This window comes from Kribbella amoyensis, from assembly GCF_007828865.1.
Lineage (GTDB): Bacteria > Actinomycetota > Actinomycetes > Propionibacteriales > Kribbellaceae > Kribbella > Kribbella amoyensis.
Genome location: NZ_VIVK01000001.1, coordinates 3,663,072 through 3,683,802, shown reverse-complemented (window position 1 = coordinate 3,683,802; position 20,731 = coordinate 3,663,072). Strand labels below are relative to the sequence as shown.

Genomic DNA, 20,731 nt, shown 5'->3' with positions numbered 1-20,731 from the left:
ACGCAGGCCACTCTGGAGCGATGTATTTGCAACCGCCCCTCGTGAAGCCATGAATCTGGCACACCATTTCGCGGTGGCACTCAGCGCCACCGCCGCACCGAATCCGCAGGACCCCACGGCCGCTGGGCACGCCGTGAACCAGGCTGCGGACACAAGCACGAACAGCACCGCCGCGGACCTCGCGACGGCCCTCGGGCCGACCGGGATGCTGCTGCTGTTCGCGCTCGCCGTCTTCGCCGGCTACGTCCTCTCGCTGTCGTTGCACCCGAACGCGAAGTGCAACCGCTGCAAGGGGATGGGCCGGCACCGCGGCTCCCTGTTCAACTACGCGACGCGTCCCTGCACCAGTTGCAAGGGCCGCGGCACGCATCCCCGGATGGGACGGAAAGTGCTCTTCAAGCAACCATGACCTGATCGGACAACGGCCGCCGGTCCGATCACCGGCCCCGGCTCGTCGCGCCCGCCCGCGGCGGCGACGCCGGCGTACCCGCGGAGACCGCGTCGAACGGTCCCCGCGGAACGCACTGCCTTCCGTCCGGACCCCTGGTGAGGCCAGGACGGAAGGCGCGGGCGCACATTGTCGCGCAGTCGTCAGATCCTCGCGACTCGACCGCTCAGCAGCTACTACAAGTGGTACGGCACCACGTACGCGTGGCTCATGTCGGACGAGTGCGTGGTCGTCGAACCGCGCGAGTCCTCCAGCGGAGTGGCCACACCCTGCACGGCGCCGGTCTCCCCCGAGACCCAGTCGACCTTGACGTAGGCGTTGAACTTCGGCGCACACCCGTTCGCGGTCTCGACCGTGACGTTGGGTAGGTGGAGAGGGATGTAGTGGTGGTGGACCCAGTACGACATCGTCTTGGTGAGCGGCTCGGAGGCCACGGTTGGGCGGCAGGGGGTTACGCCGTCCTCCTTCCACTGGTTCACGTACAACCTGAACGTGGCCGTGGTCTGGGTCTGTCCGCAGGTCTTGCTGTGACAAACCATGAACTCCGTGTCGCCGAAGACACTCAGCCCGTCGAATCCGGGCGCGACCTCGAACAGGTCGATGGCCGGCACCCGGGCGGTCGGCGTCGTCGCGTCCACCTTGACCAGACCGTTCGGAACGCTGGCCTGGATCGGCTTGCCCGCGATGTCGTTGTCCACCGACGAGTCAGCGAACGCGAGCGATCCGCTGGCCAACTGCACTGTGGTGTCCAACAGACTCTGTGAGGCCACTCGGGCGTAGCCGGTGCAGGTGACCGTCCCGGCGGTCGGTGCCTGGACCAGGAACCTGGTCGTGAGTGCCCGCTGCTCCCAGTCAGGGTGCCCCGATCCCGACTTGTAGACGTTCTCACCGATCACCATGTTCTTGCTGGTGCCGTCGGGCAGGGAACACCTGACCTCGTTGTCGAACAGCGAGGTCTCGGTCGCTCCGTTCGCGATCATGACGGACACGACGTAAGCCGTCTGGCCCGCCGCCATCGACAGGCTCACCGACTTCAATTGGAGCACGTTGTGATCCGGCGCACCGGAGGGCGGCGTCCGGGCCCCGGCCCTCGGTCCCCAGATCTGGACCGGGTCATAGGTCACCGAGGTCGCGGCCTCGGCAGTCGGCGGCACCGCGGCCAACGCGGCGCCCAGCAGGACCACCGCTGTCGCGGCCGACCTGAACTTGCGGTTCATCGTTCTCCCCTGGCTGTGGTCAGATTTTTCGGACCTGGCCAGTTTTCACCCACGCATCGTGGCTGAACAGCGACAACCCGTACAGTTCAAGCGATTGCTCCAGCTCAGGCCCAGAGCTGGCCTTCGAGCCGGTCCTCGGCCTCGTCGATGGTGCCCTCGTAGGCGCCGGTCGACAGGTACTTCCAGCCGCCGTCGGCGACGATGAACGCGATGTCGGCGGACTGTCCCTCGCGGACGCACTTGGCGGCCTGGCCGAGCGCGGCGTGCAGGATCGCGCCGGTCGAGATACCGGCGAAGATGCCCTCGTTGTCGAGCAGCTCGCGGACCCGGCGGACGGCGTCCCGCGGCCCGACCGAGAAGCGGGCGTCGATCAGCGTCTCGTCGTACAGCTCCGGGACGAAACCCTCGTCCAGGTTGCGCAGGCCGTACACCAGTTCGCCGTACCGCGGCTCGGCGGCGACGATCCGGACCTCGGGCTTCTCCGCACGGAAGAACCGGCCGACGCCCATCAACGTGCCGGTGGTCCCGAGCCCGGCGACGAAATGGGTCACCGACGGCAGGTCGGCGAGGATCTCCCGGGCCGTGCCGTCGTGGTGCGCGGCCGCGTTCGACGGGTTGCCGTACTGGTAGAGCATCACCCAGTCCGGGTGCTCCTCGGCGACCTGCTTGGCCACCCGGACCGCTTCGTTCGAACCGCCCGCGGCCGGCGAGGAGATGATCTCGACGCCCCACATCCGCAGGATCTGCCGGCGCTCCTCGGAGGTGTTCTCCGGCATCACGCAGACCATCCGGTACCCGCGCAGCTTGGCCGCCATCGCGAGCGAGATGCCGGTGTTGCCCGACGTCGGCTCGAGGATGGTGTTGCCCGGCCGGAGCCGGCCGTCCTTCTCCGCGTCGGTCAGCATCCGCAGCGCGGCCCGGTCCTTGATCGACCCGGTCGGGTTGCGGTCCTCCAGCTTCGCCCACAACCGGACGTCCGGCGACGGCGAGAGCCGCGGCAACCCGACCAGCGGGGTACCGCCGACCGAGTCGAGCAGGTTGTCGAAGCGCACGGTCAGCCGCCGGCGACGGCGGGCAGTACGACGACGACGTCGCCGTCCTTGAGGCCGGTCTTCAGCCCGCCGGTGAAGCGGACGTCCTCGTCGTTCACGTACACGTTGACGAACCGGCGCAGCTCCTCCGGCTCGCCCTCGATGATCCGCGACTTGAGGCCGGGGTGGTTGGTCTCCAGGTCGTCGATCAGCTCGGCGAGCGTGCCGCCGGCGCCGGTCACCGCCTTCTCGCCCGCCGTGTAGGTGCGCAGGATGGTCGGCACGCGCAGCTCGATCGCCATATCAGTTGTCTCCTAGGTTGTTGCCGTAGTCCGCCACGACCTTGACTTCCTCTTCCGTCACCACGCCGTCGACGATCCGGTACGACCGGAACTCCACCGGCCCGTCGTACGCCGGCGAGTCGGCGCCGTCGCGGGTCGACACCAGCACGTAGTGCGCGCCCGGCTCCTGGGCCAGCGTGATGTCGGTCCGGGACGGGTACGCCTCGGTCGCGGTGTGCGAGTGGTAGATCACCACCGGCTCCTCGTCGCGGGCGTCCATGTCCTTGTAGAGCTTGAGCAGGTCGCCGGAGTCGAACTCGTAGAACGTGGGCGACATCGCCGCGTTCAGCATCGGCACGAACCGCTCGGGCCGATCCGACCCGGCCGGCCCGGCCACCACTCCACAGGCCTCGTCCGGATGATCCCGCCGGGCATGCGCCACGATCGCGTCGTAAGTCGCCGAGTCGATGATGAGCACACCCCCAAGGTAGTCGGCCCACCCCACCGACCCCGCCACACCGATGCTCTGTCCGAATGCTGGATGTTTGCTTAGAGTAGTCATCTGACTCTAGGGGGTGTCCGTGAAAGGTCTCCGCAAATACTGGGGCTGGCTGCTGTTCCTCGGGCTGATGACCACGGCTTGGACCTGGAAACTCGGTCCAGGCGTGCTGCTGGCGGGATGGCTCCTGGTGACCGCCTACTTCCTCTTCCAGACACCGGTCTGGTGTGGGGCAGAGGGGCGCCAGGGCCCCTGCAGGAACAACTCGTCCGGCATCTTGATGGGCTGCAGCCTCCGTCAGCACAAATGGCAGAAGCTGAAACTTGCGGTCGTGCCCAAGCGGTGGCGTGAGCTGAACAAGGGCCTCTGGGTGAACGGGACCAAGAGCCTCGCCACCGTCAGCACGATGGTGGGCATCGTGTCCACCGTGGTGAGTACAACTCTCGCCATCGTCGCGGCTTAAGGCCTACCAGCGGGAGTGGAGCTGGGGGCGGATCAGCTCGTCGTAGGTTTGCTGGATCGCGGCGAGCTGGTCCTCGGACAGGGGTGGGAGGTTTGCGGCGGCGAGGTTGCCGGTGACCTGGGCCGGGTTGCGGGCGCCTGGGATGACGACGGAGACGCCTGGCTGGTCGAGGATCCAGCGGAGGGCGAACTGGGCCGTCGTGGTGCCGGCTGGGATCGACGGCCGGAGACGGCGGACTGCTTCGAGGCCGGTGCTGAAGTCGACCCCGGAGAAGGTCTCGCCGACGTCGAAGGCCTCGCCCTGCCGGTTGTACGTGCGGTGGTCGTCGGCGCCGAAGACGGTGTTCTCGTCGTACTTGCCGGACAGCAGGCCGCTGGCGAGCGGGACCCGGGCGATGATGCCGACCCCGGCCTCTCGAGCCGCCGGGAGGACCTGGTCGAGCGGCTTCAGCCGGAACGCGTTCAGGATGATCTGTACCGACGCCACCTGCGGCCGGGCGATCGCGGTGAGCGCCTCGGCGCAGGTCTCCACGCTCACCCCGTACGCCGCGATCCGGCCCTCGTCGACCATCGCGTCCAGCGCGTCGAACACCTCGTCCGCGGAGTACACCGGGGTCGGCGGGCAGTGCAGCTGGACCAGGTCGATCGTGTCCACGCCGAGGTTCGCGCGGGACCGGTCGTTCCAGGCGCGGAAGTTGGCGGCCGTGTAGTTCGCCGGGACCTGCTCGACCCGGCGGCCCATCTTCGTCGCCACCGTCAGCCCGTCGTACTCGCGCAGGATCCGACCGACCAGCTGCTCGCTGCGGCCGTCGCCGTACACGTCGGCCGTGTCGATGAACGTGACGCCACCCTCCACCGCGGCCCGCAGTACGCCGAGCGCGTCGTCCTCGCCGACCTCGCCCCAGTCCGCGCCCAGCTGCCAGGCCCCGAGCCCGACCACGCCGACCTCACGCCCAGTACGCCCCAGCGTCCGCTTCTCCATGCGGCTCACCCTAGTGTTCCGGCCCGGAGCGCCAGGTCGTGGTCAGGGACGCATGTTGTGCAGCAGGGCGGACTGGAGGTAGCCGAGCCAGTCGTACAGGTCGTAGGTGAGGCGGCGCGGGTCGTCGTCGGGGAGCTTCTCCCAGGTCGCGTAGTCGTCCTCGTCCTCGATGCCGAGCCGGGTGCCGATCGCGAGCCGCAGGTCGTTCAGCGCGCGCAACCAGGCGAGCTGCTCGTCGTGTTCGAGCGCGATCTCGTCCGCGTCGGTGTCCTCCAGCGCCGCCAGCACCCGCTTGGCGTCGCTCGCCTTGCCGTCGCGGAGCCCGCGCTCGGTGAACCGGCGGAACTCGGCGGACGCCTGGTCGTCACCGGAGTACGCGTTCGGCAGCAGCCGTTGCAGCACCACGTCCTCCGGGGGCGCGGTCGGCCCGTCGGAGTCGAGCAACGCGGCCAGCGGGTCGGACGACTCGGTGGCGCGCGGCGGCATCCCGTCGTACAGGAGCTCGACCAGGTTGCGGAGCAGGTTCGCCAGGATGTCCGCCTCGTGCTCGGCGAAACTGACGACGACGGTTTTGCGGCGCTTCCGGAACCGGGTCACGACTTCTCGCAGGTGGCCCACAGGCCGTAGGAGTGCATCGCCTCGACGTCGCGTTCCATCGCCTCGCGGTTGCCGTTCGAGACCGCCGACTTGCCGTCGGAGTGAACCTGCATCATCAGCTTCTCCGCCTTCTGCTTGGAGTAGCCGAAGTAGGTCTGGAAGACGAAGGTGACGTAGTCCATCAAATTGACCGGATCGTTCCAGACGATCGTCACCCACGGTGGGCTGAGCTCGATCGCCTCGTCGATCTCGGGGCTCTCGAGTTCGCTGGGTGCGGTGGTCACCTGTCCATTCTCTCCATCATCGGTTCTCGGTTCGCAATAGGCTGCCCTCTGTGAACACAGTGGCACCTTCCACAGCCCTGCTGACCGACCACTACGAGCTGACCATGCTCCAGGCCAGCCTCGCCGACGGTACCGCGCACCGGCGTTCGGTGTTCGAACTGTTCGCGCGCCGCCTGCCGGACGGCCGCCGGTACGGCGTGGTCGCGGGCGTGAACCGGCTCCTCGACGCGCTCGAGCGGTTCCGCTTCGACGAGCCCACCCTGGCCTTCCTGGCCGAGCGCGGCGTGGTCGACGAGCCTACCTGCGAGTGGCTGGCCGGCTACCGGTTCAGCGGCGACATCGCCGGGTACGCGGACGGCGAGATCTTCTTCCCCGGCTCGCCGATCCTGGTGGTCGAGTCCAGTTTCGCCGAGGCGGTGCTGCTGGAGACCGTGTTCCTGTCGATCCTGAACCACGACTCGGCGGTCGCGTCGGCGGCGTCCCGGATGACCTGGTGGGCCGGCGGCCGGCCGTGTATCGAGATGGGTTCGCGCCGGACCCACGAGGAGGCCGCGGTCGCGTCCGCGCTCGCGGCGTACATCGCGGGCTTCGCCACCACGTCGAACCTGGAGGCCGCCCGGCGGTTCGGCATCCCCAGCGCCGGGACGGCGGCGCACTCGTTCACGCTGCTGCACGACACCGAGCGGGACGCGTTCCGGTCCCAGGTGGACGCGCTGGGCAAGGGGACGACGCTGCTGGTGGACACGTACGACCTGAGCGAGGCGGTGCGGACCGCGATCGACGTGACGGGGACCGAGCTCGGTGCGGTCCGGCTGGACTCGGGCGACCTGCCGTCGCTGGCGGGCCAGGTCCGCGAGCAGCTGGACTCGCTGGGGGCGCGGAAGACGCGGATCATCGTGACGAGCGACCTGGACGAGTTCCAGATCGCCGCCCTCGCACCGGCAGCCGTCGACGGGTACGGCGTGGGCACGTCGCTGGTCACCGGCAGCGGGCACCCGACCTGCGGCTTCGTGTACAAGCTGGTCGCGCGCGAGGACGGCGACGGGGTCCTGCAGCCGGTGGCGAAGAAGAGCCCGGACAAGATCTCCATCGGCGGCCGCAAGTACGCCCTGCGCCGGCGCAACCCCGCGGGCGTGGCGGAGGTCGAGCTGATCGGCGTCGGCGAGCCCCCGGTCGACGACGGCGACGACCGCGTCCTCCTGCAGCCCCTGGTCGAGGCAGGCAAGATCGTCGGCCGCACCACCCCCGACGAAGCCCAGGCCCATCACCTGAAGGTCCGCGACGAACTCCCCCGTAGCGCAAGCCAACTGAGCCGCGGCGAGCCCGCCATCCCCACCGAATACATCGGCGACCTGACCGCGCGCAACCCGTACGCGAACCGCAGCACTATCTGAAGGCTTGTTCTGGACAGAGCTGCCTCAGGCTTGTTCGCGGAGGACGGCGAAGCTGCCGGGGGCGAGGACCAAGCTTCCGGCGGTCTCCTCGCCGGTGATGAGGTTTTCGGCGTCGGTGGCGATTTCGGCCGGTTGGCCGGTGTGGTTGAGCAGGTAGCGCCAGCGGGTTCGGCCGGTTCTCCTCGTGATGACTTCTACGCCGCGGGGGTAGTTCGGGGGATCGATGGCCGCGGCTTGGAGGACCTGCCGGACGAGGGCCTCGTACGAGGGGTCGTCGAGCCAGGTGGAGATGTACCAGGCGTTGGCGCGGCGGGTGATGGCCGGGTCGCCGTTCTCGTAGGTCGCGAGCACCTCGGCGTCGGTGACCGTCATCAGCTCGGTCCAGCCATGACCGCGGGCTCCCGTCGACAGTTCCACCTCACCGTCGATCGGGTGGAACTCCTCAACCCGTACGCCCAGCACGTCGCGCAGCGCCCCCGGGTACCCGCCCAGCCGGATACGTGCCGCTTCGTCCGCGATGCCGCTCAACGGGGTGACCAGGAGCTGGCCCTCGTACGCCGAGAGCGCGGCCGCCGCCTCGTCGGTCAGCAGGTACAGGCTCGGCACCACCACGACGCGGTAGCGGGACAGGTCGTCGGTCGGGCGGGCGAAGTCCACGCCGATGCCGAGTGACCAGAACTGCCGATGAGCGGCGCGGACCGACTCCAGGTAGTCGATGGTCGGCGACGGCAGCCCGGGACCCTGCAACGCCCACCACGACTCGGCGTCCCACAGGATCGCGACCTCCGCCTCGACCACACCGGCATCCGCCTCCGCCAGCCGCGGCAGCAACTCGCCGAGCTCGGTGATCTCGCGGAACATCCGGCTGTCCGGCCCCGCGTGCGGCACCATCGCCGTGTGGTACCGCTCCGACCCACCACGCGAGGCCCGCCATTGGAAGAACAGCGCGCCTCGCGATCCTCTGGCGAGGTGGGAGAGGCTGTTCAGCGCCATCCGGCCGGGCTCCTTGGCGTGCATCCGGCCGCGGTCGTTGATCGATCCGGCCGCCTGCTCCATCAACAACCACGATCCGCCACCGGCCCACGCGCGGGCCAGGTCGGCACCGAACGCCGTCTGCTGTTCGGCCTCGATCCCCGGCCCGTCGGGATAGTGGTCGATGGCAACGACATCCACGTCGTCCGCCCAGCGCCAGTGGTCGACCGGTACCCAGGAGCCGAAGACGAAGTTGGTGGTGATCGGCACCCGCGTCCCCAGCACCGCCTTCTGCTCGCGGTACGCGGCCAGCAGCTCGTCGGAGTAGAACCGCCGGAAGTCCAGCACCTGCGTGGGATTCGCCAGGTACTGCGTCCGCCGCGGTGGGAACACCTGCTCCCACGCGGAGTACCCCTGACTCCAGAACGCCGTCGTCCACGCGTCGTTCAACGCAGCGAGGTCCCCGTACCTCCCGCGCAACCACCGCCGGAACGACTCGGCCACGTGATCGCAGTAGCACGTGGTGCCGTACTCGTTGTGCACGTGCCACATCTCCACCGCCGGGTGATCCCCGTACCGCTCCCCCAGCACCCGCGCGATCCGTGCCGCCGCCTCCCGGTACGCCGGGGCGCACACGCAGTACGTGTCCCGGCTCCCGTGCAGCAGTCGTACTCCGTCCGCGGTCACCGGCAACGCGTCGGGATGCGCGAGGCTGAACCAGGGCGGCGGGGACGCGGTCGGCGTGGCCAGGGTGACCCGGATCCCGTTGCTGTGCAAGAGATCCAGCACCTGGTCGAGCCAGCCGAACTCGTACCGGCCGGGCTCGGGTTCGAGGCTGGACCAGGAGAAAACCCCGACGGTCACCAGGTTCACCCCGGCCCGCCGCATCAGCTCCACGTCTTCGGCCCAGACCTGCGGCGGCCACTGCTCGGGGTTGTAGTCGCCGCCGAACCAGAGCGGCTTCGGCTCAACCACGGACCTCGACCTCGTACCGCTCGCAAACGCCTTCCACCACACGCGTCTCGACCCGCCCACCCGAGTACGTCAGCTCGATCCGCGCCGCGACCTCACCACCCGGCTCCGGCAGGCTCACCACGGTCACCTGCTCGTCGGAGGGCGCGAACCAGCGCAATGTGACCCCGTCGGCCCAGTCGTACTCCGGCCGGTCGTCCGCCGCGCCGAACGCGATCACCGCGCCCTCGCGAACGAACAGCGGCAACCGGTCGAACCCGTACGTCCGCGTGATCCACCGGGACCCGTCCACTCGCTCGCCGGTGAACAGGTCCGTCCACGTCCCCGCCGGCAGGTAGAACCGCACTTCGCCGTCCGCGCTCATCACCGGCGCGACCAGCAGGTCCGGCCCGAGCATGTACTGCCGTTCGAGGTACGCGACCGCAGGATCCTCCGGGAACTCCAGCAGCATCGGCCGCATCACCGGCGTCCCGGCAGTGTGTGCCTCGCGGGCCGCGGTCATCAGGTAAGGCATCAGCGACAACTTCAGCTTCGTGAACGACCGCAGGACGTCCACCGCTTCCTCGTCGAACGCCCACGGGACGCGGTACGAGCCGGAGCCGTGCAGTCGCGAGTGGGACGACAGCAGCCCGAACGGCAACCACCGCTTGAACACGGCCGGATCCGGTGTCCCCTCGAAGCCCCCGATGTCGTGGCTCCAGTACCCGAACCCGGACGCGGCCAGCGACAGCCCGCCCCGCAACGACTCCGCCATCGCCTCGAACGTGGACTCGCAGTCGCCAGCCCAGTGCACCGGGAACTGCTGTCCGCCCGCCGTCGCCGACCGCGCGAACAGGACCGCCTCGCCCGGACCGCGGTTCTCCTCCAGCAGACCGAACACGGCCGCGTTGTACAGCTGCGGGTAGTAGTTGTGCATCCGCGCCGGATCCGACCCGTCGAACCAAGCCACGTCGTCGACCGGGATGCGCTCGCCGAAGTCGGTCTTGAAGCAGTCCACCCCGACGTCGATAAGGGCCTGCAGCTTGCTCCGGAACCACCCGGTCGCGTCCGGGTTGGTGAAGTCGACGATCGCCATCCCGGCCTGCCACAGGTCCCACTGCCAGACCGAGCCGTCCGTCCGCTTCAGCAGGTACCCGAGCTCGCGGCCCTCCTCGAACAGCACCGAGCGCTGCGCGATGTACGGGTTGATCCACAGGCTGATCCGCAGTCCGCGGGACTTCAGCCGGGCCAGCATCCCGGCCGGGTCCGGGAACGCCGCCGGGTCCCAGAGGAAGTCGCACCAGTGGAACTGCCGCATCCAGAAGCAGTCGAAGTGGAACACGCTCAACGGCAGGTCCCGCTCGGCCATCCCGTCGACGAAGCTGGTCACCGTCGGCTCGTTGTAGTCCGTGGTGAACGACGTCGACAGCCACAGCCCCATCGACCAGGCCGGGACCCGGGCCGGCCGTCCGGTGAGCCCGGTGTACCGATCGAGCACGTCCTTCGGCGCCGGTCCGTCGATGACGTAGTAGCTCAGCTCCTCGCCCTCGACGCTGAACTGGTTCCGCGAGACCACCTCGGAGCCGACCTCGAACGACACCTGCGCGGGCGTGTCCACGAGCACGCCGTACCCGTTGCTGCTCAGGAAGAACGGCACGTTCTTGTACGCCTGCTCGCTGGACGTGCCGCCGTCGGCGTTCCAGATGTCGACGGTCTGCCCGTTCTTCACCAACGGCCCGAACCGCTCGCCCAGGCCGTACACCGTCTCGCCGACGCCCAACGCGAGCTGCTCGTGCAGGTACGTCCGCCCGTCCGCGGCGGTGATCAGCCCGATGCTGCCCGCGCCCGAACCGGTGATCGCCCGGCCGTCCCGCTCGAACCGCACGTCCCACGGCCCGGTCAGCGCGACGACGGCGGTCAGCTCGCCACTCGTCAGCCGCGCGGTCCCAGCTTCCACCTCGACCTTCACGGGATGCTCGTCGCCACGGTTCAGCGCGTACCGCGGGTGCGGTGGCAGGCCGCCGCGGTGATGGCTGACGTGGACGCCGATGATCCCCGCTGCCGGGGAGTCGAACGTGATCGTGAACAGGGGCTGGTTGAGCGTGTCGCCGCGATGGGCGATCCGCTTCGCCGGGGCGTACACGGTCAGCGAGCGGTCACCTGCCTCGACGCTCTCCACCTCTGCCGGTCGCAGCCGGGTCAGCCCGGTCCGCAACTGCCAGTGCCCGTCGGTGAACTTCATCCGTTGCCTCTCAACCTGAACGCCGGCGGTGATCTCGCGGGAGTGGACGAATGGTCAGCGCCGGCCGCGGGCCGGCTTCCTTGTCCGCGCCGGTCCGCTGGTCCCCCGGACCTCCAGCTCGCACGGCACCAGTTCCTCGTACGTCGCGCCCTGGCCTTCGCCGGCTTCGCCGCTGTCGCCGGCGAGGCGGCGCAGGAGGACGCGGGTCGCGGCGGCGCCGACCGCGGTCCCGGGCGAGGTCATCGCGGTGAGCGGAGGGCTGGCCAGGTCCGCGACCACCGGGGACGTCACCATCGACACCACCGAGACGTCGAACGGCACCTCCAGGCCGGACTCGCGCAGATCCGCGAGGATGCCGAGGGCGGCGTTCTCGTTCATCACCAGCACGCCGGTCAGCTCCGGACACCGCTCGCGCGCCTCCCGGATCGCGGCCCGGCCGCCGCCGGCGGTGTCCTCGGTCGGCACCATCACGCCGGTGATCCCGTGCCGCTCGAGCGCCGCCGTGAACGCCGTCTCGGTGCGCTTGGCCGGCCCGTACCCGCCGGCCAGGCTGTCCCGGGAATGGTTGACGTAGGCAATCGTCCGGTGGCCGAGCCCGGCCAGGTGCGCGACCGCGTCCTCGACGGTGCGCTCGAAGTCGATGTCGACACAGGCCAGGCCCTCGGTGTCGGCGGTCCGCCCGATCAGCACGAACGGCACGTCCAGCTTGCGCAGCAGGTCGACCCGGCCGTCGGTCAGCCCGACTTCCATCACGAGGAAGCCGTCCAGCAATCGCTGGGTGGCCAGCGCGTGCAGCTCGTCGGTGTCGTCGGCGCCGACCGGACACAGCATCAGGTGGTACCCCGCCTCCCGCGCCGCCGCGGTCGCGCCGGTCACGAACGCGGTCTCGGTCGCGCCCAGGCCGCGGCCGGTCAGCGGCAGCAACAGCCCGAGAATGCTGCTCCGCCGGCTCGCCAGCCCACGAGCCAGCGCGTTCGGCTGGTACCCGAGATCGGTCATCGCCTGCAGCACCCGGTCCCGGGTCGCGGCGGAGATCGGCCGGGTCCCGGTGAGTGCGTACGACACCGTGCTGATCGACACCCCGGCCCGCCGCGCCACCTCCGTCATCGTCGCCACGAGCCACCTCCGGCCGGATCATCGAAACGCTTCGACGAAGCGCTTCGACAAACCGTAGAACCGCCCCCCGATCCCGTCAACACCTCGCACTGAACCGGTTAGGCTCCACCCCGACAACGCCGACGGCGCCGACCAGCCGGCGAACCCAGCCGGGGCCCGGACACACACCACTCACCAACCCCTCCTGAACAGCCGCCGTCGGCCATTCACCCGCCTGAGCCGGGCCGGCATCCCGCGGTTGGTGAGTGGTGGACGTCCACCCTCCGACCGCGCGGCGGAGGACACGGGCTCAGGCGGGGAGGTAGGTGTCGAGATAGGGGTTGCGGAACTTGCCGGTCGGGTCGTACTTCGCGGCGAGAGCGACGAAATCCGGCACCAGGGGGTAGCAGTCGCGCAGGGTGGCCGCGTCGGCGGCGAACACCTTGCCCCAGTGCGGCCGTCCACCGAGTGGGAGCAGGGCGCGCTCGATCTTCTCCACGACCGGCCGGACCGCGGCCTCGTCCTGGATCCAGGTGAAGTGGAACGCGACCGTGTCCCGCCCCTGGCTCGGGCTCAGCCAGAGGTCGTCGGCCGCGATCGTGCGGACCTCCGACACCTGCAGGAGCTCCCGCAGATCGTTGCCCAGGGCCCGCATCGCCTCGATCGCGGACCCGGCCTCGGCCCGCGGCACGAAGTACTCGGACTGCAGTTCCTCACCGTTGCTCGGGGTGAACTCGAGCCGGAAGTGCGGCAGCCGCGCGTTCCACGGCCCCGGGACACCGCCCTGCTCGGTGGCGAAGTCGGCCGGCATCGTCTTGATCGGGTGCCGCGGCCCGTCGGCGAGCCGGGCGCCGAGCCACTCGGGATCGACCGAGATCTCCTTCGCCTTGCGCCACACCATCACCTCGGGATCGGCCCAGTCGGTGAACGCGCTGACCGAGTACGCGCTGGCGAACACCGCGTCGAAGTCGGTCGCCAGCCGCTCGACCGGCAGCCCGTCGTACACGACCTGCCGGATCTGGTACGACGGCTCGACCGCGAGGGTCAGGTACGTCGTCACACCCAGCGCGCCGAGCGAGATCACCGAGCCGGGGAAGTCCGGGTGGCTCCGGTCCAGGCTGACCAGCTCGCCGTCCGCGCCGACGAACTCGGTCCACACGACGGCGGCCGCGAGCGGGGCGTTGGTGTCACCGGATCCGTGCGTCCCCGTCGCGCAGGCACCGGCGACCGAGATGTGCGGCAGCGAACCGAGGTTGTGCAGGGCGAGCCCGTTCGCTTCCAGCTCGGCGGTGATCTCGCCGTACCGCAGGCCGGCCGCGACCCGGACCGAGCGACGGTCCGGCGCGATCTCGATCAGCTTCGGCAGCGCGGCCACCGAGATGAGCGTGCCGGGCGTGTCCGCGATCCGGTTGAACGAGTGCCCGGTGCCGAGCACCCGGACGTGCTCACCCGCGCCGACCAGCTCCTGCAGCTCCGCCACCGTGCCCGGCTGCGCCAGTTCGCCGGCCGAGAAGGTGATGTTGCCCGCCCAGTTCCGCATCCGTACCTCCGTCGTCGATGACCCACCCGGGAGCCTCGCACAGCCGCGCGACCAGTGACACCGCCGTCTCACCCCGGCGACCTCATCCCGGGGAACCTCCTGGCGGGCACTTCTCCCGGCGGGCACCTCCGATGGGCTCGCGGCGGGCTTGTCGCGGGGAGCTTTCGGGCCGCTCACACGCGGCGCGGGCGCTCGGCCGGGGTTGCCCCGCCGTGATTTGATGACGGCCGCTCATCGTCCGTGACGAAGGAGGCACCCGGAGTGGCATCCCGCCGGCACTGGCTGTGGATCGCCGGCGCGTCCGCACTGGTTGCCATCAGCACCTACCTGCTCGCGGTCCGGACCCGGACCGGGCGGCAGCTGGAGAACACCGCGCTCCGCGGCGCCGACGAGACGTACAACCGCGACAACGCCGTCACCGCCGGCACCACGCTGGCCGAGATCACGATCTACTCGCTGGCCTTCGCCTGCCTGGCCTGTCTGGCGTCGTGGTGGCTCGCCCGGCGCGGCGTGGTCCACGAGTACACCGGCCGGAAGTACGTTCCTCGGGTGATCCTGGTCGTGCTGTTCAGCGGGTACCTGCTGGTGTCTCTCGTCCTCGGCGGCATCCTGTGGGGCGTACCGATCGCCGGTCAGGACTTCGGGACCGCGCTGACCGAGTCCGAGCGGCCGAACTCCCTCGGCGCGACCTCGCTCGCGACGACCGGGTCCGTCCTCGCGGCGCTGGTGTTCTGGGCGAGCTGGCGGCGGCTGGAGACCAGGGCCCCTCGGTTGGGGACCACGGCCACTCGGTTGGAGCGCGGATGATCTTCGGGTTCGGCATCGCGGCGTTCTGGTTCGCGTTGTTCGTGATCGGCTTCGTCCGCGATCGCCGGGTGCTGCGGAACGGGATCTTCCTGGTGCTGGCCTTGTTGTTCGCCGGGCTCGGCACGATCTTCGCGCTCGAGTCGGTCAACCAGACGGCCGCGCGCTGGCTGGCCTTGACGGTGCTGCTGCTGATCCCGCTGACGACGGTCGTCCTCGCGGTCGCGCTGGTCGCCAACGGCGTGGTGATGCTGCGCCGCGAGGGCCGGCGGCCGGCGAACCTGCTGTCGCTGGTCGCGGGAGTCGGGTTCTTCGCGTTCGTCGGCTTCAGCGCGGTGGTGCAGCGGTTCGACTCGCGGTTCCTGGCCGCGGTGTGGAGCGCGCTCGGCGGGGTGCTCGGGTACCTGTCGTTCCTGTTCGTCTGTTTCCTCGCCTACTCGTTCGTCTACGCGCGGATCCGGTTCTTCCGGCGGCCGGACTTCATCGTGGTGCTCGGCTCGGGCCTGCGCGGCCGCCGCGTACCGCCGTTGCTCGCCAGCCGGCTGGACAAGGCGCAGGCGGTCTGGACCGAGGAGCGGCGCAAGGGCCGTACCCCGCTGCTGATCACGTCCGGCGGCCAGGGACCGGGCGAGGACATGCCCGAGGCGGACGCGATGGCGGACTACCTGATCGAGCGTGGCGTCCCGGCCGATCAGGTGCTGCGCGAGAACGAGTCCACCTCGACGTTCGAGAATCTGACCTTCAGCGACAAGCTGATGGCCGCGCGGAACCCGAAGTACCGGTGCCTGATCGTCACCAACAACTTCCACGCCCTGCGTGCCGCGTTCACCGCCCGCAAGGCGAAGGTCAACGGCCACGTCCTCGGCTCCCCGACCGCCCGGTACTTCTGGCCGAGCGCGACCATCCGCGAGTACCTCGCCGTCCTCGCCGACCACAAGGTCGCCAACGGCATCGTCATCGGCCTGATCGCCGTCCCACCCTTCCTCGCCCTCTTCTGACCTCCGGCACGAGCACTGACCGGGCACTAGGGTGAGTTCGTGAGCTTCTCCGCCTCGGGTCCGCGTCGTGACGAATGGTTCAAACTGTCCGAGACGTACCGGCAGGGTGCGGCCGCGCCGGACAGCGACGGCGACAAGCCGCCGACCGAGGTCCGGTACGAGTCGTCGCCCCGGGAGGATTCGCCGCAGGGCGCCGCGGCACCACCGCTGCTGCAACGCCTGCTCGACCATGAGGAGCAACGCGCGGCCGCACGGCAGGCGGGTGATGTGTCGCTGGCGGGTCGCGCGCTGCAGGACGTCGTCCGCGATCTCGACATCCTGCTGGCGAGTGCCGCGGTCCAGCTCCGGTCGGGCGACCATCCTCGGTCCAGGCAGCGCGTCAAGAAGGCGGTGCCGCGCCTGGTCGCCGTCTCGGCGCTCGGCCATCTGCCGTTCGACGACGTGGCGGACTTCCTCGGTCTGCAGCGGGGCGTGGTCGCCGACGTGCTCGCCACGCTCGCCGACCAAGGCGTCGCGAACCAGGAAGACCGGCGACGCGCGCTGCAGCAGGTCGAACAGTTGCGGGCCCAGCTCAACGAGATCGAGATCAGCCGGGAGCACTCGCTGCTCGACCGGCTGCTCGGCGCTCTCACCCGCATCCTCGCGCTCATCGCACTCGCCATCGCCTCGGCACCACTCGGCGCGCTCGCGGTCGGCGATCCGGTCGCCGCGGAGGTGATCAAGGCCGGCGTCATCGCGCTCGTCGCGCTCTCCCTGCAAGAGGCGAGCGACGCCGTCCGTACCTGGCGCCAGGAGCACAACCCGTACGTCCTCGCCCGGCAGGCCCACGAAGTCCTGCTCACCGAACTCGCGGCCTCCGGCGACCTGACCGACGCGGTCCCCGCCTACGAAGGCGAACGCGAGGTCGTCCGCTTCCGCCTCGAACTCCGCTGTACCAACGCCCGCCTCGCGTCCCTCCCGATCACCTGGCCGGCCAAGCACCAGTACTGGCAGACCCTCGACGACCTGGCCACCGCCCTCGCCGACGACCGTCCCGTCGACCCGATCCGCCGCCGCCTCCTCGCCCTGATCCCACCGGAAAGCTGAGCCGGGTCAGCGGAGCATCGCGATCGCGGCGGTGATGCCGGCCAGGACGATCAGGACGCGGAGCAACGTCGGCGGCAGCACGCGGCCGATGTGGGCGCCGGCGTAGCCGCCGATGATGGACCCGGCCGCGAGCAGCCCGATCGCGGTGAAGTCCAGCTCGGCGACGAAGACGAAGATCAGCCCGGCCACGATGTTCGCCGCCAGCACCGCCAACGTCTTCAGCGCGTTCACGACCCGCAGTTCGAGGTCCAGCCCGAGTCCGAGCACGGCCATCATCATCACGCCCGACCCGGCGCCGAAGTACCCGCCGTACACGCCGGTCAGCGCCGCGAACACGGTCGTCACCGGACCCATCGAGGTCCGCGGTTCGAGGTCGTGCGGTTTGCGCGACCGCAGCCAGCGCGAGATCCACGGCTGCGCGCCGACGATCAAGCAGGTGAACAGGATCAGCCACGGCACGATCGACTCGAACACCCCGGGCGGCAACGCCAGCAGCAACGCGGCCCCGCCGATCGAACCGACCGCGCAGGTCGCCACCACGAGCCACGTCACCTTCGGCTGTTCGCGCAGCTCCCGGCGGTACCCGAGCGAACCCCCGAGGCCGGCCGGGATCAGCCCGACCGTGTTGGACGCGTTCGCGACCACCGGCGGGATACCCAACGCGACCAGGACCGGGAAGCTGACCAGCGACGCCACGCCGACCGTCGACGTCAGCAGGCCAGCACCGAGTCCGGCGGCCACCACCGCCACGTGTTCGAGGCCGGTCACGACTGCTGCTCGCGCAGGACGGCGACGTCGCTCACCAGCAGAACGTGCTCGTGCATCGCCCGCGACGCGGCGGCCGCGTCCCCGGCCGCGATCGCGTCGGCGATCCGGCGATGTCCGGCCAGCGACTCCTCCGGCCGGCCCGGCTGCGACAACGACTCGATCCTGGTCTCCTGGATCAGGTCTTGCAGCGCGGCCATCATCTGCGCGAGCAGGTCCGACCGCGCCGCCGCCGTCACCGCCGCGTGGAACCGTTCGTCCGCCTCGACCCCACGGCCGCCGGCCGCGAGATCGCGCTCCATGTCGGACAGCGTCAGCCGGATCGTCGCCAGGTCCGCGTCCGTCCGCCGGACCGCCGCGAGCGCGGCGAGCTTGGACTCCAACGCGTCCCGGGCCTCGATGATCTCGGGCAACCGATCGGCGTGTGCCCGGATCGCCTCGATCACGGGGGCAGTACGCGCGCGATCGGTGAGTACTGTGCCGTCGCCGTGCCGGACCATAACGACCCCGATCACCTCGAGCGCGACCAGGGCCTGGCTCAGCGTGGCCCGGCTGACACCCAGCCGGCTCGCGAGCTCCCGCTCCGGCGGCAGCCGATCGCCGGCGCGCAGGCCGTTCTCCGCGATCCATCCGGTGATCTGCTCGGCGACCTGCTCGTACAGGCGGGTCCGCAGTACGGGTCGGGGGAAGCGCGGCGAGTCCATGGGATCCAGCGTATTGACAAGTGGGTGAGTGAGCTATTGGCTGAGCCACTGATCCGACGTGGTTCAAGCCACAACCATCGGAGGCGGTCATGGGACCGGAGTGGGTGGCGATTCTCGCGCTGGTGGCGCTGTTCGTGCTGGGCACCCTGCTGCCGATCAACATGGGCGCGCTGGCGTACGTCGCCGCCTGGCTGGTCGGGATGTTCTCGCTGGGCCTGAGCGAGAAGGAGATCCTCGGCGGCGTCAGCGGCGACCTGATCCTGACCTTGATCGGCGTCACGTACCTGTTCGCGATCGCCAAGAACAACGGCACCGTGGACCTCATCGTCTCGTCCGCGGTCCGGGCCGTCGGCGGGCGGGTCGCGCTGATCCCGTGGGTGATGTTCGCGGTCACGGCGCTGCTCACCGCGATCGGCGCGGCCAGTCCGGCGGCGTGCGCGATCATCGGGCCGATCGCGCTCGGGTTCGCCGGTTGGTACCGGATCAACCCGTTGATGATGGGTATGTTCGTCGTGCACGGCGCGCAGGGCGGCGGGTTCTCGCCGATCAGCATCTACGGCACGATCACGAACTCGGTGATGGAGCAGAACGGCCTGCCGTCGAGCGAGCTCGTCGTGTTCCTGTCCAGCCTGGTCGTCAACCTGGTGCTGGCGGCCGTCCTGTTCGTAGTGCTCGGCGGCCGCCGACTGATGGCCGAGCGGATCGACCCGGACGACCCGGAGCAACTGGCCGAGGACCTGCACCGCGGCGGCGCGACCGTACCGGCTCGCGGCCTCGGCGCGTCACCGCGGACCGGTACCCAGGCGCTCGGCGTACGCCGGGACCAGTTGCTCACCCTGGTCGCCTTCGTCGGGGTCGCGGTGGTCGCGCTGGTGTTCGACAAGAACATCGGCTTCGTCTCGATCACAGCCGCGGTCCTCCTGGCGACCCTGGCCCCGAAGGAACACAAGGACGCGGTCCGGCAGATCGCCTGGCCGACCGTGCTCCTGGTCGCCGGCGTGAGCACGTACGCCGCGATCCTGACCGAAGCAGGCTCACCGGAATTCGTCGGCAACTGGGCCGCCGGTCTCGGCGCGGCCGCGATCGGCGCCCTGATCCTCTGCTACGTGGGCGGCGTCGTCTCGGCGTTCGCGTCGTCGACGGCACTGCTGCCGGTGATCATCCCGATCGCCGTCCCCCTGATCGCCACCGGCGGCATCAGCGCGGGCCTCTTCGTCGCGGCGCTCGCGATCGCCTCGACCATCGTCGACGTCAGCCCCTTCTCCACCAACGGCGCCCTGATGCTGGCCAACAAACCGGAAACCATCGAAGAACCCACGTACTACCGGCAGATCCTCACCTACAGCGCCATAGTCGTCGCCGCGGGCCCCCTCCTCGTCTGGACGGCCCTGGTACTCCCCGGCTGGTAACGCCCCAGCCCGCCAATCTCGCAGCTCGCAGCCCCAGCCCCAGCCCTGCCGGAAGACCTGGATCCCGCTGGCGATCTGGGTGTCGTCGCGGTCAGCCCGGCTGGGAGTACCTGCGGGTCGGCCAACAAGGCAAGTCCGTCGGGGCGTAGGACGTCGCCGGCGGGTTCTGCTCGTACCCGCGTGAGGCGGCGGCACGCACCAACCCGCCCTGCTCGGTGGTGATCATCGACCCCTCCCGGTCTCGTGAACTCGCGGCCGATCCGCCGCGCCGTCCGGCGTCTAGCGTCACCGGTCTGACTGGTGACGATCCTTGCACTCATTCACGTCACCCGTCAAACTGGTGACGTGGAGCATCGATTTCCTTGTGGCAACACCGCTCTCGACTTCGTCGGCACCTTGCGGGCGAGGCGCAACGCGGCACCGCTGGAGAAACTCGGCTCGCCGGAGAGCCTGCAGGCGTGGTTCCGCGAATCCGGCGTCGTCGTCGGCACCGAGACCACGTGCGTACCGCCCGACGTCGCGAAGGCGGTGACGTTGCGCGAGGCGATCTACGCGCTGATCTGGTCCCGCCTGCACCAGGAGCCGTACGACGAGCTCTCCCTCGCGGTGGTGAACACGGCCGCGCGCTCCCCCGCCGCGATCCCCCAACTGACCCGCACCGGCCACCGGATCGAGGCGACCGCGGACCAGGCGTTGTCGACGATCGCCCGCGACGCGATCACCATCCTCGGCGGCTCCGACGCCGACCTGCTGAAGGAATGCGGCCGCCCGGAGTGCACCCAGGTGTACCTCGACCGCTCCCGCGGCGGCCGGCGCGAGTGGTGCGCCATGGAAACCTGCGGCAACAAGATGAAGGCCAAGGCCTACCGCGCCCGCAAGAAGGACCAGACCCGCCCGCTCTCCCCGCGCCCGTAACCCACTCGCTCCAGCCGCCGCACCCGACGGGCATCCGACGCGGCACGGGGTACGC

The 20,731-nt window shown here is 70.0% G+C and carries 21 protein-coding genes; 8 read left to right on the top strand and 13 right to left on the bottom strand.

What is annotated here, in order from left to right:
- Nucleotides 1-73: 73 nt before the first annotated feature.
- Entirely contained in the window at nucleotides 74-409 is a 336-nt protein-coding gene (locus tag FB561_RS17440) for a hypothetical protein (protein WP_238334878.1), read from the top strand.
- Between the two features lie 215 nt (nucleotides 410-624).
- On the opposite strand, the gene FB561_RS17435 is transcribed toward FB561_RS17440, so the two are convergent.
- From FB561_RS17435 to FB561_RS17420, 4 genes are all read right to left on the bottom strand, one after another.
- A complete protein-coding gene (locus tag FB561_RS17435; RefSeq protein WP_145807928.1) occupies nucleotides 625-1,665 on the bottom strand; it encodes a hypothetical protein in 1,041 nt (346 codons plus the stop codon).
- A 104-nt stretch (nucleotides 1,666-1,769) separates the two neighbouring features.
- Nucleotides 1,770-2,717 carry a PLP-dependent cysteine synthase family protein gene (locus FB561_RS17430; RefSeq protein ID WP_145807927.1) on the bottom strand — a complete coding sequence of 316 codons (948 nt, stop codon included), beginning with the start codon at nucleotides 2,715-2,717 and terminating at the stop codon, nucleotides 1,770-1,772.
- A 2-nt stretch (nucleotides 2,718-2,719) separates the two neighbouring features.
- Nucleotides 2,720-2,998: a MoaD family protein gene (locus FB561_RS17425; RefSeq protein WP_145807926.1), complete on the bottom strand. Its 279-nt coding sequence runs from the start codon at nucleotides 2,996-2,998 to the stop codon at nucleotides 2,720-2,722.
- Nucleotide 2,999: 1 nt separating this feature from the next.
- Nucleotides 3,000-3,455 (bottom strand): M67 family metallopeptidase, encoded by a 456-nt coding sequence (locus tag FB561_RS17420; protein ID WP_145807925.1) that lies wholly within the window; start codon nucleotides 3,453-3,455, stop codon nucleotides 3,000-3,002.
- 103 nt (nucleotides 3,456-3,558) lie between these two features.
- On the opposite strand from FB561_RS17420, the gene FB561_RS17415 reads away from it, so the two are divergent.
- Nucleotides 3,559-3,939: a hypothetical protein gene (locus FB561_RS17415; protein ID WP_145807924.1), complete on the top strand. Its 381-nt coding sequence runs from the start codon at nucleotides 3,559-3,561 to the stop codon at nucleotides 3,937-3,939.
- Between the two features lie 3 nt (nucleotides 3,940-3,942).
- Here FB561_RS17415 and FB561_RS17410 read toward each other — a convergent pair whose 3' ends face one another.
- The 3 genes from FB561_RS17410 to clpS are packed head-to-tail and all read right to left on the bottom strand — an operon-like array spanning nucleotide 3,943 to nucleotide 5,801.
- Nucleotides 3,943-4,920 carry an aldo/keto reductase gene (locus FB561_RS17410; RefSeq protein WP_145807923.1) on the bottom strand — a complete coding sequence of 326 codons (978 nt, stop codon included), beginning with the start codon at nucleotides 4,918-4,920 and terminating at the stop codon, nucleotides 3,943-3,945.
- Nucleotides 4,921-4,962: 42 nt separating this feature from the next.
- Nucleotides 4,963-5,517, bottom strand: a complete 555-nt coding sequence (locus FB561_RS17405; RefSeq protein WP_145807921.1) for a DUF2017 domain-containing protein — start codon at nucleotides 5,515-5,517, stop codon at nucleotides 4,963-4,965.
- Nucleotides 5,514-5,801 carry an ATP-dependent Clp protease adapter ClpS gene (gene clpS / locus FB561_RS17400; RefSeq protein WP_145807919.1) on the bottom strand — a complete coding sequence of 96 codons (288 nt, stop codon included), beginning with the start codon at nucleotides 5,799-5,801 and terminating at the stop codon, nucleotides 5,514-5,516. Before clpS ends, FB561_RS17405 begins: the two co-directional genes overlap by 4 nt.
- Nucleotides 5,802-5,905: 104 nt before the next feature.
- On the opposite strand from clpS, the gene FB561_RS17395 reads away from it, so the two are divergent.
- Complete coding sequence (locus FB561_RS17395) at nucleotides 5,906-7,195, top strand: nicotinate phosphoribosyltransferase (RefSeq protein ID WP_238335176.1); 1,290 nt, start codon at nucleotides 5,906-5,908, stop codon at nucleotides 7,193-7,195.
- Nucleotides 7,196-7,219: 24 nt separating this feature from the next.
- Here FB561_RS17395 and FB561_RS17390 read toward each other — a convergent pair whose 3' ends face one another.
- The 4 genes from FB561_RS17390 to FB561_RS17375 all read right to left on the bottom strand — a co-directional run bounded on the left by FB561_RS17390 (nucleotide 7,220) and on the right by FB561_RS17375 (nucleotide 13,995).
- On the bottom strand, nucleotides 7,220-9,142 hold the full coding sequence (locus FB561_RS17390; protein WP_238334877.1) for a beta-galactosidase: 1,923 nt from the start codon (nucleotides 9,140-9,142) through the stop codon (nucleotides 7,220-7,222).
- On the bottom strand, nucleotides 9,135-11,360 hold the full coding sequence (gene yicI, locus FB561_RS17385) for an alpha-xylosidase (protein ID WP_145807916.1): 2,226 nt from the start codon (nucleotides 11,358-11,360) through the stop codon (nucleotides 9,135-9,137). The genes FB561_RS17390 and yicI overlap by 8 nt, the downstream gene beginning before the upstream one ends.
- Before the next feature lie 54 nt (nucleotides 11,361-11,414).
- Nucleotides 11,415-12,467, bottom strand: a complete 1,053-nt coding sequence (locus tag FB561_RS17380; protein WP_238335175.1) for a LacI family DNA-binding transcriptional regulator — start codon at nucleotides 12,465-12,467, stop codon at nucleotides 11,415-11,417.
- A 298-nt stretch (nucleotides 12,468-12,765) separates the two neighbouring features.
- Nucleotides 12,766-13,995, bottom strand: a complete 1,230-nt coding sequence (locus tag FB561_RS17375) for a D-arabinono-1,4-lactone oxidase (protein ID WP_145807912.1) — start codon at nucleotides 13,993-13,995, stop codon at nucleotides 12,766-12,768.
- A gap of 261 nt (nucleotides 13,996-14,256) precedes the next feature.
- Between FB561_RS17375 and FB561_RS17370 the strand changes: the two genes are divergently transcribed.
- From FB561_RS17370 to FB561_RS17360, 3 genes are read left to right on the top strand one after another with little or no spacing between them, the layout of a single operon-like run.
- The gene (locus FB561_RS17370; RefSeq protein WP_145807910.1) at nucleotides 14,257-14,802 is read left to right on the top strand and encodes a hypothetical protein; all 546 of its coding nucleotides are present in this window, start codon (nucleotides 14,257-14,259) and stop codon (nucleotides 14,800-14,802) included.
- Nucleotides 14,799-15,797: a YdcF family protein gene (locus FB561_RS17365; RefSeq protein WP_145807908.1), complete on the top strand. Its 999-nt coding sequence runs from the start codon at nucleotides 14,799-14,801 to the stop codon at nucleotides 15,795-15,797. The genes FB561_RS17370 and FB561_RS17365 overlap by 4 nt, the downstream gene beginning before the upstream one ends.
- Nucleotides 15,798-15,836: 39 nt before the next feature.
- Entirely contained in the window at nucleotides 15,837-16,883 is a 1,047-nt protein-coding gene (locus FB561_RS17360) for a hypothetical protein (RefSeq protein WP_145807906.1), read from the top strand.
- Nucleotides 16,884-16,889: 6 nt separating this feature from the next.
- Here FB561_RS17360 and FB561_RS17355 read toward each other — a convergent pair whose 3' ends face one another.
- Nucleotides 16,890-17,651, bottom strand: a complete 762-nt coding sequence (locus FB561_RS17355; protein WP_145807904.1) for a sulfite exporter TauE/SafE family protein — start codon at nucleotides 17,649-17,651, stop codon at nucleotides 16,890-16,892.
- The gene (locus FB561_RS17350) at nucleotides 17,648-18,352 is read right to left on the bottom strand and encodes a FadR/GntR family transcriptional regulator (protein WP_145807902.1); all 705 of its coding nucleotides are present in this window, start codon (nucleotides 18,350-18,352) and stop codon (nucleotides 17,648-17,650) included. Before FB561_RS17350 ends, FB561_RS17355 begins: the two co-directional genes overlap by 4 nt.
- An 89-nt stretch (nucleotides 18,353-18,441) precedes the next feature.
- Between FB561_RS17350 and FB561_RS17345 the strand changes: the two genes are divergently transcribed.
- Both FB561_RS17345 and FB561_RS17340 read left to right on the top strand, forming a co-directional pair.
- Nucleotides 18,442-19,761, top strand: coding sequence for an SLC13 family permease (locus FB561_RS17345; protein WP_145807900.1), 1,320 nt, complete (start codon nucleotides 18,442-18,444; stop codon nucleotides 19,759-19,761).
- A gap of 345 nt (nucleotides 19,762-20,106) precedes the next feature.
- Nucleotides 20,107-20,676, top strand: a complete 570-nt coding sequence (locus FB561_RS17340; protein WP_145807898.1) for a CGNR zinc finger domain-containing protein — start codon at nucleotides 20,107-20,109, stop codon at nucleotides 20,674-20,676.
- Nucleotides 20,677-20,731: the final 55 nt, after the last annotated feature.